This window comes from Halobacillus sp. Cin3, assembly GCF_947311855.1.
In the GTDB taxonomy this organism is placed as follows: domain Bacteria; phylum Bacillota; class Bacilli; order Bacillales; family Halobacillaceae; genus Halobacillus; species Halobacillus kuroshimensis.
Window position 1 is genome coordinate 13386 of sequence record NZ_CAMZMV010000012.1, and the last position, 14788, is coordinate 28173.

The following is a 14788-nucleotide window of genomic DNA, read 5'->3' on the forward strand; positions in this document are numbered from 1 at the left end:
GGTCGTTAAATGTTTGGTATAGAAGTAAACGAAATACAAGTCGAGAAGCTCTTTAATGCAGAGCGGGCCTGGTCCAACCTTCCTTTTATCCTGGAAGGTGTGCCGCTTACTTTATTTGTAGCAGTCATTGGGATGGCCATCGGTCTCATTCTTGGTTTTTTCCTGGCATTGGCACGTGGGTCCAGTCGTATCTGGCTCCGATGGCCGGCAAGGTTTTATATTTCCTTTATGAGAGGAACGCCTATACTCGTTTATTTATTTGTCCTTTATTTCGGCCTGCCGGTTGTAGGATTGAAACTGCCGGCAACGACGGCTGCCATTATCGGATTCGGAACCAACAGCGCTGCCTATATCGCTGAAATCAACCGGGCTTCCTTGAACAGCGTTTCCAATGGACAGTGGGAATCTGCGCGTGCTCTTGGATTTACGTACTGGCAGACGATACGCAGGATTATTATGCCGCAGGCGACGAGGATTGCCATTCCACCATTAGGAAATGTGTTTCTTGATTTGTTGAAGGCCACCTCACTTGCAGCCATGATCTCCGTTCCGGAAATTTTGAATAAAGCACAGATTGCAGCAGGACGGACAGTGGATTCCATGACCATGTATATTACAGCGGCATTGATCTACTGGCCGCTGACGATGATTTTCTCAGCACTGCAGGATTATCTGGAAAGAAGAAACAACCGATATTTATAATATTCAAAGACCAGTGCAGGGTTCCCTGTCCTGGTTTTTTGCTTTACATAAAGAAAAATAGGGGAACTTCTCTCTTGATTCCTCAGGCAACCTCCTATATGATAGGAAAAGAATTTTAAATCGTAATGATTATTATCTTGAGAGGGATGGACCATGAGTGAACAAACCATTGTAAAGTTGGACAATGTCTCCTTTAAATATGAGAGGGAAACGGTCGTTCAGGATGTAGATCTTGAGATTAAATCAGGTCAGTTCCTTGGACTGGTCGGACCCAACGGATCAGGGAAGTCGACGCTCATTAAATTGATGCTCGGACTCGAGAAGCCTGATAAAGGAACGATCCAGTTGTTCGGCAGACCACTGAAACAATATAAAGACTGGCAGGAAATCGGTTTTGTCTCCCAAAAGGCGAACAGTTTCAATTCCGGATTCCCTGCCACGGTTCTTGAAGTCGTAAAGACCGGTCTCGTATCGAGGATAGGCACGTTTAAATTTTTCAATAAAAAACATAAAGAGAAAGCGATGGACGCGCTGCGCACAGTCGAGATGGAAGAATACGCGCATGCCGGGATCGGTGATCTTTCGGGCGGTCAGCAGCAGCGTGTGTTCATAGCAAGAGCTCTTGTCAGTGATCCATCATTGATGATTCTGGACGAGCCCACCGTCGGAGTCGATGCTAAGCATGTCACCGAATTTTATGACCTGCTCGGCAGATTGAACAAGGAGCGGGGCATTACGCTGCTTATGATCAGTCATGATATTGGTACGATTACAGACCATGCCACCCATGTGGTGTGCATGAACAAGACGGTCCATTTCCATGGACAGTCGGAGGAATACAAGGAATTCAGTGAAGAGGATTTGAATCAGCTTTATGGATACGCCGTTCAGCAGCTGACTCACAATCACAGTCACTAAGGAGGAAAAAGAGCGTGCTTGAAAGTTTTATGCAATTTGAGTTTTTACAGAATGCAGCGATTACCGGTCTTTTGATTGGCATTGTCGCTCCTCTCCTTGGAGTGTTCATCGTCGTACGCCGGTTATCGTTGATTGCTGACGCCTTGTCCCACATCACACTGACAGGGATTGCGGCCAGTCTTCTGTTGGAAAAGAGAGTGTCATCCATTGATGACTGGAACCCCGTTTATATGGGCATGGCGTTTTCTGTAGCCGGTGCCATTTTGATTGAACGGTTGAGAAAAGTATATAAACACTACGAAGAACTGGCGATCCCTATTATTTTATCCGGAGGGATTGGACTTGGTGTCATTTTGATTTCCCTGGCGGACGGTTTTAATACGGACTTGTTCAGCTACCTGTTCGGAAGTGTTACAGCGGTAAGCCGCGACAGTATGTGGACGGTATTATTGGTAACCGTGATTGTTATTTTTATAGTCATTTTCTTTTATAAGGAATTGTTCGTTCTATCGTTTGATGAGGAACATGCGTCGGTATCAGGGGTGAACGGCCGTTGGATTCATTTATTATTTATTGTCATGGTGGCGCTTGTGATTGCTTCCGCCATGCAGGTCGTCGGCATTCTGCTCGTATCAGCGCTGATGACGCTGCCTGTGGCTTCCGCACTCCGGATTGCCACAAGCTTTAAGCAGACGATCGGCCTTTCCATCGCGTTTGGGGAAGTCTCTGTCATGGTCGGGCTGTACTCCTCCTATCACCTGAGCGTACCTCCGGGTGGAACGATTGTCGTCATGGCCATTTTGATTCTGGTAATGTCTATTATTTATAAAAATGTTAGAAACCAGCAATGGATAAAGGGTGAGGCTTCATGAATGTGGAAACAGCATTGCAGAGATTGAAGGAAAAGGGATATAAGCGAACCAAGCAGCGCGAACGTATGCTGAAGATTTTTTCTGGTCAGGACCAGTATATTGCGGCTAAGGAAATCCTTAAGGAATTCCAGGGATATTTCCCGAGCGTCAGTTATGATACGATCTATCGGAACCTTTATATGCTGACGGAGGTTGATATTCTGGAGTCGACAGAACTGGGGGGCGAAAAGCATTTCCGCCTCAGCTGTGATACGGACGGCCACCATCATCATTTCATCTGCACAGACTGTGGAAAAACTAAATCCATCGCCTTTTGTCCGATGGAAAACGTGCATGAGAATTTGAAAGGCTATGATATTGAAAACCATAAGTTTGAAATTTATGGCAAATGTCCGCAGTGTCATTAAACAGATGGGAAAGGGTGTCTTCACAGGCATCCTTTCCTTTATTGATTAAAAGGTAATGGTTACTGTTTACAAACCGTAATGATTACGCTAAGATTTGGGCAGAACCATTTGGAGAGGACGAAATCATATGAAGAAATTTGGTATATTATCGTTTTTATTAACAGCAGTTTTTCTTCTCAGTGCCTGTGGAAGTGAAGAAACTTCAGGAGATGGGAAAGAAGGAGAAGAGAGCGGGGACACTCTCAAGGTGTATACAACAGTTTACCCGCTTCAATTTTTTACCAGTGAAATCGGGGGAGACACGGTAGACGTGGAAACGATCCTTCCGCCAGGGTCCGACGCTCATACGTACGAACCTACAACAAAAGAAATGGTAGATATGGCGGGGGCCGATTTGTTCGTTTACAACGGAGCAGGCCTTGAAGGGTATGCCGAGAAAATCTCTGAAGCTTTGAAACCTGAGGGGACAACCGTGTTGGAAGCGGCCGGCGATATGGACCTGCAAAAAGGTGTCCATGATCATGGAGCGGAAGACAGCCATGAAGGTGAGACAGCGGAAGAACATGCCGAGCATGACCACAACCATGAGGGCGAAACAGAAGAAGAGCATGCCGAGCATGACCACAGTCATGAGGGCGAAACAGAAGAAGAGCACGCAGAGCATGAAGACAGCCACGAAGGACATGATCATGGGGAGAATGATCCGCACGTCTGGCTCGACCCGGTTCGATCCATTGAACTTGCTGAAGGTATTAAGGAACAGCTTATTGAGTTGAATCCTGAAAAGGAAGACCTGTATGAAGAAAACTTCCAGACCTTAGAAGGAAAGTTAACGGCGTTGGACGAGCAGTTTCATAAACAAGTGGAATCACAGCCGAAAGACAAGATCATCGTTTCTCATGCGGCCTACGGCTACTGGGAGGAAGCTTACGGCATCGACCAGATTGCGGTTTCCGGCCTGAGTCCGACGAATGAACCTTCCCAGAAAGACTTGGAAGAAATTATTGAACTGGCAGAGGAGGAGGAGCTCCGTTACGTGATTTTTGAACAAAATGTCACTCCTAAAGTATCAAAAGTCATTCAGGATGAAATCGGTGCAGAGCCTCTACAGTTCCATAACCTTGCTGTGTTGACGGAAGAGGATGTAGAGAATGGAGAAGATTACTTCTCCTTGATGGAACAAAACCTGGAGGTGCTTTATAAAGCACTCGCAGAATAAAAAAACAGGCAGCCCTTAGGATAGGGCTGCCTGTTTTTTCTCTAACGGAAGAGGTTTGTACAAGAATATCGCTGTCAGAACGACAACCAACAGGGATACGATGACATAAAAGAATGAAAGGTCCGGCCACAGGTCCAGAACGAATCCTGACAAAAATGGACCTACAATACTTCCGATACTGAAAGACATCCCGCAGAGAATGTTTCCGGCGGGAAGGAGTTCCTTAGGAAGAAGGTCGGTCATATAGGAAATCCCCAAGGAAAAGAGAGAGCCCACAAAAAGCCCGCCTAAGGCGAAGGAGGCAAAAAGCCAAGGAATCGAGCCTTCAAAAGCTGCAGCGAGCAGAAAGGCGGCAATGCCGCCCGTCACGACTGTTAATATCACTTTCTTTCTCCCAATATGGTCACTTAATATGCCTAGAGGAATCTGCGAAAATAAACTGGCCGCAGCAAAGGAAGGAATGATAAATGATAACATGTTCACATCGTGTCCGATCCGCATGCCGTACACGGGGAAAATCCCATGCAGGGTGGCTTCCAGAAAGCCATAGGCAAGAGGCGGCAAAAAGGCCGGCCATGCCAGACGGATACTCCGGCCGAAACGTTTCCATGAACTTGTCCCATAAGCAGTGGCCTGCTCGGTTGGCGGCTTTTCACTGCGAACGCGCAGGAGCAGCAGCCATATTATGAAGCTTAAGAAGGAAGACAGGAGAAACGGAACGAAAATCCCGAATTCCAACAGGTTGGTCATTAATGGACCAAGGGTGAATCCAACACTGAAAAACAGACCATAATAGGCAATGCTGCGCCCTCGGTTCTGCGGATCCGAGGAAGCGGTGATCCATGTCTGGGTACCGAAGTGGAGAATCTGGTCACCGATTCCGACAGCCACCCGGAGCATAAACCAGAACCAGAGCGCCTGCCAGAAAGGAAAGAGCGCGAGTGAAACGAATACGAGCGCTCCTCCGAAAAGTATGATGGCTTTGTAGCCGAACCTGCGGAGTGGTTTTTCCATAAAAGGGGACGATAATAAAATTCCTATGTAAAGCCCCGTTGCATGTATCCCGTTCACAGAAGACGAAATCCCGTTCTGCTCAAGGATGACCGCAATGAGGGGGAGAAGCATGCCTTGGGAAAAGCCTGATATGGTGACAAGACCGATTAAAATCCAAAACCTGGTGCGATTAGATACCATAGTCATCCTCCTGTTCTACACGCTTATCGTATCGGAAAAGGTGTCAAACTGGCAAGGACGGGGCGGAAAGACGGTGTGGTTTCTTTTACAGAACGATCTATTATATAATGAACGCAAAGCCGTTAAGCGAAAGGAGTGAATAAACTGATGGAGTTTCATTTAAGAGAGAACGGCATCCGTACTTCTTTTGAATATGGGCAGTTGGACATTTCCGGCGATGAAGCCAATGGTTTCCGCCCGTTTCAATTGATGGTCTCTTCGATTGCAGGGTGCAGCCTTGGTGTGTTCAGAAAAATTCTCGATAAGCAGCGGATGAATTACGAAGATATACAGGTATCTGCGGAAGTAACGAGAAATCCCGATGAAGCGAACCGTATCGAAAAGATCCACCTGCACTTCGTTGTCAAAGGGTATCACTTGAATCAGGATAAGCTGTTGAAAAACCTGGAAATTTCCCGGAACAACTGCTCGATGGTTCAATCAGTAGAAAATAGTATAAATGTGGAAGAAACGCTTGAGTGTATCCAGTTAAGCTAGTAAAATATAAAGAGCATGAGTCCGACAGCCGGATTCACGCTCTTTTTTTGTGTCTTATGTACAGGTTTTCGGTTCAAAGCAACTTTGAAATAAGGAAGTGAGGGAGACCATGAGAACATTAGTCATTAAAGGATTCTTTTATCTTGCAGGGTTGATTGTCATTGCAATGGGCGTCACACTTACGATTAAATCGAATCTGGGAGCTGGAGCGTGGGATGCCGTAAATGTCGGGCTGACGGAACAGATCGGACTTACAATTGGAACGTGGGTCATGGTCATTGGTGGATTTCTCATTGTAACCAATGCGCTGATTGCAAAAGAGAAGCCGGACCTGCCTGCGGTCATTACTATATTAGTACTTGGGAATTTCATCGATTTCTGGATGCTGCAAGTGTTTGACACCCTGGTGCTTGAAGCATTCTTCATGAAATTGATCACGTTAATCCTCGGAATTGTAATTATTGCCATAGGCGTATCTCTTTATCTGCAGCCGAAATTCTCCTTGAACCCCGTTGACGGGTTTATGGTCGCGCTCCAGAAGCGTTTCGGCTACAGCATTACAAAAGCTAAAACCATGACCGAGTCCTTTGCACTCGTTCTTGCTCTTGTGCTTGGTGGTCCTATTGGTATCGGTACCATTGTGATTCTTCTCGGGATCGGGCCATGCATCCAGTTTTTCGACAGCAAAGCGAGCTATATGATGAACAAGCTAATTGCAGCAGAATAATGTATACTACGGGCCATCTTTCACAAGCTATAAAAAAAGTGAAAGGTGGCCCTTGATGTGAATAGAAAATGGCTGGGACTACTGCTGTTTATTTGTATTCTTACTTGGTTTGCTGCCGGTTCTGCCTCGGCTGAACCTAAGAAGAATGAAAAAGAAGAAGGTTCCATTCCGAACCACGTCTTAAACATATCCAAAGACAACACGTATCCGAACTCTACCGACGATCAGGAATTGCTGGAAGCGGAGGAAATTACGAAAGAGCTGATGGAGAATACCGAGGTACGCATTACCAATCCACAGTTGATTGAAATGCTGAATGAAACGTCCTTGAAGCCTTCTCCACTGGCCATCGGGTACAGAGGAGACATATTCCTTGGAAGGTGGCCGCTTTCCTACGATTCGAAAGAAACCAATATCAATTGGGAGTATCAGGAGATCAATACAAATGAACTGAACAACCACGGAGGAGAAAAGCAGGAGAAACTGAGTTATCTTCAAAAAGAAGAAAAAGCAGTCAAGGGCGGTCTGACCTCACGGATCAGTCACAGCGACCAGATGATGAAGCTGATTCTTCTGGAAGCTCAGAAAAACACAAAACTCCCGTTATCCTTTAACACCGTGATTGGTAAAGGAACAAAGCAGAATAACACGTACGGCATCCCAACGAACAAAGTAGGGGTCCTTCATGCGTTTGCACCGGCCGTGAATGAAAAAGGAGAAGTAGCTTTCGGTGATGTGTACATCCAGTTGAAAGGGTCGAAGAAGACACTCTCTGTTAAAAACGTGACCCGGCAGGGCATCGGAGCCTGGATCCCTATTCAGGATCACGTCAGCTTTTCCTTCGAGTTAAAATGAGAAGACGCGCCGTCTTACGGGAACATCAGATTTGTTTTCGTACAGACGGCGCTTTTTTTTACAGCTGGGTGAAACCGGTTCTGGACAGAGGCAGATACTTGTACTATGATGGATTGTACGTAAAACAGATAAAGGAGCTGAATCGTTACATGACGCAGCAGGAGAAAATTTCCAACTTGAAGCAGCGCCTGGAAGAATTTATGGGACGCTTAGATAACCTGGATCCTGAGCAGACGTCAGTGGAAGACATTGACCGCCTGATCTCTATGCTTGAATCCCTTGAGCGCAGCATGGACGAATAAGCAGCTTTCAGAATTGACTCTCTATTTTCCTGAGGGTTGATTTTTTCACTATCATCCTTTATCATGATAAATCGCTAATGTATGAAAATATTTGAGAGGAGAATGTCTTATGGCATGGGCAGTTGTCGTATCTGTCCTGGTGATGACCGTGTTGAGTTTATTGCGCGTGAACGTCATCGTTGCCATTATCGCTGCCGGTTTAACGGCAGGTCTCATGAACGGTGAGAACTTGACGGACGCCCTGACCCTGCTTGTGGATGGGATGGGAGCTCAAGCGAATGTGGCATTAAGTTATATATTACTGGGAGCTTTCGCCGTTGCGATCAGCTACTCAGGTATCACATCGATACTAGTCGGTTTTTTACTTCGTGTTTTGAAGGATAAGCGCACCATGATCGTTTTTGTCATTGCGTTCGTGGCAAGTCTTTCACAAAACGTCATTCCAGTGCATATTGCTTTTATACCAATTCTTATTCCTCCGCTTTTAAAATTGTTTGATGAAATGAAGCTGGACCGGAGAGCTGTGGCTGCGGCTTTAACCTTTGGTTTGAAAGCGCCGTATGTCATGATTCCGGTTGGCTTTGGCTATATTTTTCACGATACGATCAAGACATCCATGGAAACGAACGGCATCGATCTTGGAATCGGAACGATCGCTGCGTCCCTTATTCTTCCCGGTTCGGGAATGATCGTCGGACTTTTCATCGCCATCTTCATTACTTACCGGAAACCAAGGGACCCTTCTGTCGTACCAGAAGATAAAGAAACGCCGGATGAAGAGGTTGTCCTTGATTCACGTTTCCAAATGAAACACCTTCTGACGCTTGTGGCCATGCTTGTAACACTTGTTATTCAGGCGGTCTGGTCCAATCTGATTCTGGCTGCCCTGGCCGGTATCATCCTGATGTTTATCTTCCGTGTCGTTCCATTCAATAAAGGTGATAAGGTCATCAACGACGGAATTGGGATGATGGGTTTTATTGCCTTTGTTATGCTCGTCGCTGCCGGGTACGCGAACGTCTTGACGGAGACGGAATCCGTGTCGGCACTTGTGGAGCTCAGCTCCGATTATCTTGGGGACAATCAGGCTTTCATTGCCTTCATTCTTCTGTCTGTCGGTCTTGTGGTCACCATGGGAATCGGCTCTTCCTTTGCTACGATACCGATCCTTGCCGCTCTGTTTGTGCCTATCTGCGCTGCTGCCGGTTTTTCGCCGATGGCGACAGCAGCACTGATTGGTACAGCAGGAGCTCTTGGTGATGCAGGTTCACCGGCTTCTGACAGTACACTCGGTCCGACATCCGGGCTCAATGCAGACGGCCGTCACAACCACATCTGGGATACTTGTGTGCCGACATTTCTGCATTATAATATACCGTTGTTCATCTTCGGATGGGCCGCTTCTTTATTTCTGTAGAAAAGACAGCGTGGGGAATTTTCCCACCTGTCTTTTTTTATATTCCCTTCTGCTTCACACATACTAAGCAAAAAGTGAGGGGTACATGACACATGAGCAGGATAGTGAAGCTGATGACGGTCGTCCTGATGGTCTGTCTTTTTCCTTTAACCACCTATGCAGAAGGGTGGGGGTATAATAAAAGCAAAAATGGTACTACGCCGGATCCAGGCAGGTATGGACCGATGATTGAACAGCATCATGGGTTTTTTATGGATCCTTCCAAGGATCGTGTGGTTTATTTAACGTTTGATAATGGGTATGAACAAGGATATACCGGTCAGGTTTTAGATGTCCTTAAGGAAAAAGAAGTACCGGCAGCCTTTTTCGTAACCGGTCATTATATTGAAAGTGCGCCCGATCTTTTAAAAAGAATGGCTGATGAAGGACACATCATTGGGAACCATTCCTGGAGCCATCCGGATTTTACGCAGAGTTCTAAAGCCGATATGGAAAAAGAACTGAAACGGGTGGAGGAAGCCGTTAAGGAGCAGACAGATCAGGAAATTATGACCTTCCTGCGTCCGCCGAGAGGTACGTTTAATGCACAGACGCTGAAATGGGCGGAGGAGTTCGGCTATACCCATGCGTTCTGGTCCGTTGCGTTCGTGGACTGGCATACCGACAGACAAAAAGGATGGGAGTATGCTTACCGGAGTGTGATGGATCAGATCCATCCTGGAGCCGTCATCCTCCTGCACACCGTCTCCAGTGACAACGCCGAAGCCCTTTCACAAATGATTGATGAGCTTAGGAAACGAGGCTACCGATTCGGGGATTTGAATGAAATTCTGATGAAACAGCTCGTCCCCGCGCCTGTCTGGGGTTTATAACAAATGTATGCCGCCGTACACGTTGTACAGCGGCTTTTCATTTTATTTCAGCTCCCTCACGGTGTCTGTGATTGTATTGTTTTGCTAAGTTTCATCAAAGCTTCTATCATAAAGGGAGAATTGGTCGGATAAGCCTCAGGTCTTCTTTCCTATTCTTAACAAAATAGAAAAATCTAAGGGAATTGAAGGAGGAAAAACTCACGTGTGGAAAGAAAAATTAAAGGCAGTTAACTTTTATGATTTTGATTATACGTTACTTCGCTGGCAGCTGGACCCTTTAATTCATCTGGACAGAGAGGAACGCTGGGTGGATATCCCTGTCAAGCTTAATGAGGAACATCATATCGTCAGAGTTCAGGCCCTCGGGACGACCCTTGATCCTGTTTTTTCTGTGCAGAGTGACAGCGATGAAGCCAGACCACAGCTTTTGAACTACATCAAGCATCTTTTTCAATGGGATGTTGATCTGGAGAAGATTCATCAGCATTTCCTGGACACCGACTTGGAACAGTTGTTTAGAAATCACCCCGGCACACCGATCGTGAAGGATTTTCACCTTTACGACTGTTTGATGAAAGTCATCATCCACCAGCAGTTGAATATGAAGTTCGCTTATACTCTGAGCACCAGGTTCGTAGAGACACTTGGCAGACAGAAAGACGGCGTATGGTTTTATCCTGATCCGGGAACGGTTGCTGAGACGCCATATGAAACTCTGAGGGAGCTGCAGTTCAGCCAGAGGAAAGCCGAGTATGTCATTGATACGTCCAAACGCATAGCAGAAGGGGAACTGGATTTGCCGGCACTGTCTGCTATGGAGAACGAAGACATTATGAAACGTCTGGTGAAAGTCAGGGGTATCGGGCCATGGACAGCAGAAAACTGGATGATGTTCGGGCTCGGAAGAGAAAACTTATTCCCGAAAGCGGACATCGGAATTCAAAATGCGTTGAAGCATTACTTTCAAATGGAACGTAAACCGACAACAGAAGAAATGGGAGCATGGAGCCAGCCATGGTCGCCTTATTTGAGTTACGCCTCGTTAACATTGTGGCGTAGTATTGAAGGGTGAAATTTCTGTCATATCGTTGTTCTTTTCAGCGTACAATGTTTAAAAAGCAAAAATAAAGGCTAAATCGTTAGAAAATATTCAAAATTTGTTAATTTTGCGTTATAATGAAAAACGTATTGGAAATAAACGAGCGGCAAAAAGGAAAGAGGTCTTACTATTGGTTATAAGAGAGAGGTATTCAGACCAAGTTCATAGCGGTGAGATTTTGGATGTTCTTAGTATGAATGGAACACCCGCATGTTTACTCGATCTGCGTCTTCAAGCCGTTACATTGAATCAGGAAATGATTCATATGCTGCATTTGAAGGAAACAGACCTGTCTTTCTCTCAGTGGATCCGGTGTTTCCGCCACACAGGCCAGCACCGCCTGCAACAATCTCTTCACCAGCTTTTGACCGAAGGGCTGAGGGAATCCTCTGTCCAGTTGACAGATAAGAATTTTAATCATAGGTTTCAATGCCGTATGATGCATCTGACCAACGGCCAGATCACCTTTACACTCGCAAAAATGGAAGAAGACCATCATTTTTCTGTATCGGCGCCGGTGGCCGCTGATGTGCCTTCAAAGAATGATAAGCCGTCCTTATCCATTACGAATTATGAAGGCGTTCCGCTTTTAAGCTTTTCCTCTTCTCAAATCAAGCACCGCATGACACACATTGTCGATAAATTTCCACACGGCCTTGCCGTCATTAATCATAATTGGGAAGTTGTTTATGCCAATCCTAAAATGGAAGAGCTGACCAAACGCCCTTTTTTCAAAAATTATTATAAAAAATTATGGGACATCTTTTCCATAGATGAGCACTATCCATTTTTTCAGCATTTCCTGCGCTCTATGGAAACGTTCGAAACGGTGGAATTCGAGGGTTTTATTGAGGAAACCCAGCTCGATGTGAAAGTGACGGTCCATCCAACAGAACTGGGCCTTACTGTTTTTCTGCAGGATATTACTCAATATAATAAACATTTGCAAGCGCTTAAAGATTCAGAAGAGCGTTTTGCTCTTCTCGCTGATAACATTACGGATGTTTTCTGGATCAGTGATCCGCACTTTGAGGAAGTCCACTATATCAGTCCTGCTTTTCAAACCTTGTTCGGTATTCCAAGACGTCAGGCATTTTCAGACCCCAAGTCACTTTTGGAGCACGTACATGAAGCGGACCGGTCTCATTTCGTAGGAGGCCTTTCGAAAATGAAAAGCGAGGAATTCGTCGTTGACTATCGAGTATGTGTCCAGGGGAAAGAAGAAAAGTGGATCCGTACGAAAGGTTTTCCGGTGGATTATAACGGAAAGTCGCTTATTCTCGGTATTCATCAGGATGTAACGGAATACAAGGAAATGATTGAGCTGAAGGAAAAGTCCCAGCAGCTGTCTACGATTACGCAGATGTCTGCAGGCATCGCTCATGAAATTAAGAATCCACTGACCGCCATCAAAGGTTTTCTCCAGATTGGAGCGGCTAATCCTGAGCTCAGGGATAATTATCAGGAAATCATCCTGGATGAAGTCAATCGAATCGAAGCGATCGTCCAGGACTTCATGATGCTGTCGAAACCGAAGTCTTCCATCCAGCTTGAGGAAGTGGACCCGGAACAGCTTGTATCGTATGTACTCCGCCTTCTTGAACCGGAAGCGAACGAAAAGCAGATCCTTCTGCTGTTTGATTGTGACCCTGTACAGGATAAGTTCAGGACGGAACCGAAACGGATGAACCAGATTTTAATCAATCTGGTGAAGAATGCGGTGGACGCGGTCGATCTCGGTGGTGAAGTACGAATTGAAATTCAGATGTCGAGCTCCCATCTAACGCTTTTCGTTAGAGATAATGGACCGGGCTTAAGCGTACAGGAACTCTCGAAAATCGGTGAACCGTTCTTTACTACAAAAGAAAAAGGAACAGGACTTGGTGTTATGGTCACGAAGAAAATCGTATCGGATTTGAACGGGACGATAAACTATGAAAGTGAAAAAGGAAAAGGAACGACGGTCGTTGTCAAACTGCCTCGTGCATGAACGAAAAAAGCTTGTAGAGAAACCCCTGTTTCTCTACAAGCTTTTTTCGTTCTTACCGCCAGGAGCGAAAGCCCCTTCCACTCCTTGGGAGTTCTTTAACATCGACAAAGACTCTCCTTCACCAAGCTCATCCTTGCTGGTTGGAGGACAATCTTTTTCATAATCCGGCAGGCAGACGTCACCCGTGCCTGTTCTTTTCCACGCAAGCGGCAATAGCGCAGCCCATGGGGACGAATATCCACTTGGGCAGGCGACCTTCCTGACCAAGTCAGCGTAGGGCGTGCCCGCGGCATTCATCCACCAACAAGCGGAATGTGACCCTTCACACGACAAATGGACAACTCTAACTGGTTCACACAGGCTTTTTCTACAGCCAAGCAAAAACGCCACTTCTTACGTGGCGTTTTTTTTATGTTTATTTAGCAGGGAAAACCATTTCAATTTGCTGAATATTTCCGCTTAAACCGCTTACTTAAAATAAATCCCTTTTTTATATCAACAGCTGTTTACAAAAGGCAGAAAGGGCTCTATAATCCCGATTGTATTGCAAATTTCGTTCGACAAAATCCTATCAATAATTACAATAAAGGAGGCTCTCAGATGTTGAAAAAAGTGTGGTCATTTCTAATGATGAATCTTGGTGCACTTGCTGTAGCGACCAACGTCCACTTCTTCCTGTCCCCGAACGACCTGGCTACAGGGGGAGTGAGTGGTTTATCCATCGTATTGAATAAGGTTTTTCCTGATTTGTCCCTTGGAATGATTATGATTCTCTTGAATATTGTCTTATTTATCGTCGGTTTTATTTTCCTAGGGTTCCAATTTGGTGTGAAAACTATCTATGCAAGTTTTGCACTTTCGTTTATGGTTTGGGGCCTCGAAGCCTTTTTCCCTATGCAGGAAGCTCTGAGTGATGATCTGCTGATTCAGCTGATTATCGGACAGATTATTGCGGCTTCAGGCATGGCCCTCGTTTTTCATCAGGGAGCTTCCACAGGCGGGACCGATATTCTCGCTATGATTCTAAATAAATTCTTCTCCATTGAAGTTGGAAAAGGTGTGCTTTTCTCTGATATTGCCATTGCTACATCTTCCATCTTCCTGTTCGGCCCTACGGTCGGTATGTATGCGTTCTTTGGTGTCATTCTCAATGGCCTTGTCATCGACTATATGCTTCAGCAGTTCGAGGATAACAAGGAGATTGTCATTATCAGCCGTGAGAGTGAGCTTGTCCGGAACTTTATCATCAATAAGCTCGGCCGCGGTGCTACCATTCATGAAGCGAAGGGTGCGTTTAACCAGGAGCAGAAGGAAGTTATCACTACAATTCTCAGCCGGAAAGATTATACCCGTCTCAAGAAATATATGACGGCCGTGGATGAGCAGGCGTTTATTACCGTTCACTCCATGAATGAAATTCTTGGGGAGAATTTCAAACGACTGGCTTAACTCCTGTAGAAATTGACGGCGGTTCCCACCCCTTCATTCCATAACGGTGGAAAGGCAGAGGGGATCGTTTGTGTTTGGTCATACTTGGATGAAAGATCACATTGATACGGAAAAAAAGATAAACATGAAAAAGAGTCTCCGGAAGGCATTATGAACTGTACCCCATAATATGGACAGTTTATAAAAAGAGCCTTAGGCAGCTAAGAGATGGCCTCGGTATTGTACCGG

The 14788-nt window shown here is 45.7% G+C and carries 15 protein-coding genes; 14 read left to right on the forward strand and 1 reads right to left on the reverse strand.

The window, feature by feature from the left end:
- Nucleotides 1–9: 9 nt before the first annotated feature.
- The 5 genes from QMA39_RS19430 (at nucleotide 10) to QMA39_RS19450 (ending at nucleotide 4118) form a co-directional block, all read left to right on the forward strand.
- Complete coding sequence (locus QMA39_RS19430; protein ID WP_027956158.1) at nucleotides 10–702, forward strand: amino acid ABC transporter permease; 693 nt, start codon at nucleotides 10–12, stop codon at nucleotides 700–702.
- 153 nt (nucleotides 703–855) lie between these two features.
- On the forward strand, nucleotides 856–1620 hold the full coding sequence (locus QMA39_RS19435; RefSeq protein WP_027956157.1) for a metal ABC transporter ATP-binding protein: 765 nt from the start codon (nucleotides 856–858) through the stop codon (nucleotides 1618–1620).
- Between the two features lie 14 nt (nucleotides 1621–1634).
- Entirely contained in the window at nucleotides 1635–2492 is an 858-nt protein-coding gene (locus QMA39_RS19440; protein ID WP_027956156.1) for a metal ABC transporter permease, read from the forward strand.
- Nucleotides 2489–2899, forward strand: a complete 411-nt coding sequence (locus QMA39_RS19445; protein WP_027956155.1) for a Fur family transcriptional regulator — start codon at nucleotides 2489–2491, stop codon at nucleotides 2897–2899. The genes QMA39_RS19440 and QMA39_RS19445 overlap by 4 nt, the downstream gene beginning before the upstream one ends.
- A 127-nt stretch (nucleotides 2900–3026) precedes the next feature.
- Complete coding sequence (locus QMA39_RS19450; protein WP_281659574.1) at nucleotides 3027–4118, forward strand: zinc ABC transporter substrate-binding protein; 1092 nt, start codon at nucleotides 3027–3029, stop codon at nucleotides 4116–4118.
- A 15-nt stretch (nucleotides 4119–4133) separates the two neighbouring features.
- Here QMA39_RS19450 and QMA39_RS19455 read toward each other — a convergent pair whose 3' ends face one another.
- The gene (locus QMA39_RS19455) at nucleotides 4134–5312 is read right to left on the reverse strand and encodes an MFS transporter (RefSeq protein WP_281659575.1); all 1179 of its coding nucleotides are present in this window, start codon (nucleotides 5310–5312) and stop codon (nucleotides 4134–4136) included.
- Between the two features lie 147 nt (nucleotides 5313–5459).
- Between QMA39_RS19455 and QMA39_RS19460 the strand changes: the two genes are divergently transcribed.
- From QMA39_RS19460 to QMA39_RS19500, 9 genes are all read left to right on the forward strand, one after another.
- The gene (locus tag QMA39_RS19460; RefSeq protein ID WP_027956152.1) at nucleotides 5460–5849 is read left to right on the forward strand and encodes an OsmC family protein; all 390 of its coding nucleotides are present in this window, start codon (nucleotides 5460–5462) and stop codon (nucleotides 5847–5849) included.
- A gap of 109 nt (nucleotides 5850–5958) precedes the next feature.
- Nucleotides 5959–6576, forward strand: coding sequence for a membrane protein (locus QMA39_RS19465; protein WP_281659576.1), 618 nt, complete (start codon nucleotides 5959–5961; stop codon nucleotides 6574–6576).
- Nucleotides 6577–6633: 57 nt separating this feature from the next.
- Nucleotides 6634–7431 (forward strand): YfkD famly protein, encoded by a 798-nt coding sequence (locus QMA39_RS19470; RefSeq protein WP_027956150.1) that lies wholly within the window; start codon nucleotides 6634–6636, stop codon nucleotides 7429–7431.
- A gap of 149 nt (nucleotides 7432–7580) precedes the next feature.
- Nucleotides 7581–7733 carry an SE1561 family protein gene (locus QMA39_RS19475; protein ID WP_281659577.1) on the forward strand — a complete coding sequence of 51 codons (153 nt, stop codon included), beginning with the start codon at nucleotides 7581–7583 and terminating at the stop codon, nucleotides 7731–7733.
- Between the two features lie 109 nt (nucleotides 7734–7842).
- On the forward strand, nucleotides 7843–9150 hold the full coding sequence (locus QMA39_RS19480) for a Na+/H+ antiporter NhaC family protein (RefSeq protein ID WP_281659578.1): 1308 nt from the start codon (nucleotides 7843–7845) through the stop codon (nucleotides 9148–9150).
- 92 nt (nucleotides 9151–9242) lie between these two features.
- Entirely contained in the window at nucleotides 9243–10022 is a 780-nt protein-coding gene (gene pdaA / locus QMA39_RS19485) for a delta-lactam-biosynthetic de-N-acetylase (protein ID WP_281659579.1), read from the forward strand.
- A 202-nt stretch (nucleotides 10023–10224) separates the two neighbouring features.
- On the forward strand, nucleotides 10225–11094 hold the full coding sequence (locus QMA39_RS19490; RefSeq protein ID WP_027956147.1) for a DNA-3-methyladenine glycosylase: 870 nt from the start codon (nucleotides 10225–10227) through the stop codon (nucleotides 11092–11094).
- A gap of 220 nt (nucleotides 11095–11314) precedes the next feature.
- The gene (locus tag QMA39_RS19495; RefSeq protein WP_281659580.1) at nucleotides 11315–13111 is read left to right on the forward strand and encodes a PAS domain-containing sensor histidine kinase; all 1797 of its coding nucleotides are present in this window, start codon (nucleotides 11315–11317) and stop codon (nucleotides 13109–13111) included.
- 600 nt (nucleotides 13112–13711) lie between these two features.
- Nucleotides 13712–14560 carry a YitT family protein gene (locus tag QMA39_RS19500; RefSeq protein WP_027956144.1) on the forward strand — a complete coding sequence of 283 codons (849 nt, stop codon included), beginning with the start codon at nucleotides 13712–13714 and terminating at the stop codon, nucleotides 14558–14560.
- Nucleotides 14561–14788: the final 228 nt, after the last annotated feature.

What these genes read in the sequence shown, in the direction of transcription:
- QMA39_RS19430 (WP_027956158.1), top strand. Translation starts at nt 10, where the DNA reads ATGTTTGGTATAGAAGTAAACGAAATACAAGTCGAGAAGCTCTTTAAT.
- QMA39_RS19435 (WP_027956157.1), top strand. Translation starts at nt 856, where the DNA reads ATGAGTGAACAAACCATTGTAAAGTTGGACAATGTCTCCTTTAAATAT.
- QMA39_RS19445 (WP_027956155.1), top strand. Translation starts at nt 2,489, where the DNA reads ATGAATGTGGAAACAGCATTGCAGAGATTGAAGGAAAAGGGATATAAG.
- QMA39_RS19450 (WP_281659574.1), top strand. Translation starts at nt 3,027, where the DNA reads ATGAAGAAATTTGGTATATTATCGTTTTTATTAACAGCAGTTTTTCTT.
- QMA39_RS19455 (WP_281659575.1), bottom strand. Translation starts at nt 5,312, where the DNA reads ATGGTATCTAATCGCACCAGGTTTTGGATTTTAATCGGTCTTGTCACC.
- QMA39_RS19460 (WP_027956152.1), top strand. Translation starts at nt 5,460, where the DNA reads ATGGAGTTTCATTTAAGAGAGAACGGCATCCGTACTTCTTTTGAATAT.
- QMA39_RS19465 (WP_281659576.1), top strand. Translation starts at nt 5,959, where the DNA reads ATGAGAACATTAGTCATTAAAGGATTCTTTTATCTTGCAGGGTTGATT.
- QMA39_RS19475 (WP_281659577.1), top strand. Translation starts at nt 7,581, where the DNA reads ATGACGCAGCAGGAGAAAATTTCCAACTTGAAGCAGCGCCTGGAAGAA.
- QMA39_RS19480 (WP_281659578.1), top strand. Translation starts at nt 7,843, where the DNA reads ATGGCATGGGCAGTTGTCGTATCTGTCCTGGTGATGACCGTGTTGAGT.
- pdaA (WP_281659579.1), top strand. Translation starts at nt 9,243, where the DNA reads ATGAGCAGGATAGTGAAGCTGATGACGGTCGTCCTGATGGTCTGTCTT.
- QMA39_RS19495 (WP_281659580.1), top strand. Translation starts at nt 11,315, where the DNA reads ATGAATGGAACACCCGCATGTTTACTCGATCTGCGTCTTCAAGCCGTT.
- QMA39_RS19500 (WP_027956144.1), top strand. Translation starts at nt 13,712, where the DNA reads ATGTTGAAAAAAGTGTGGTCATTTCTAATGATGAATCTTGGTGCACTT.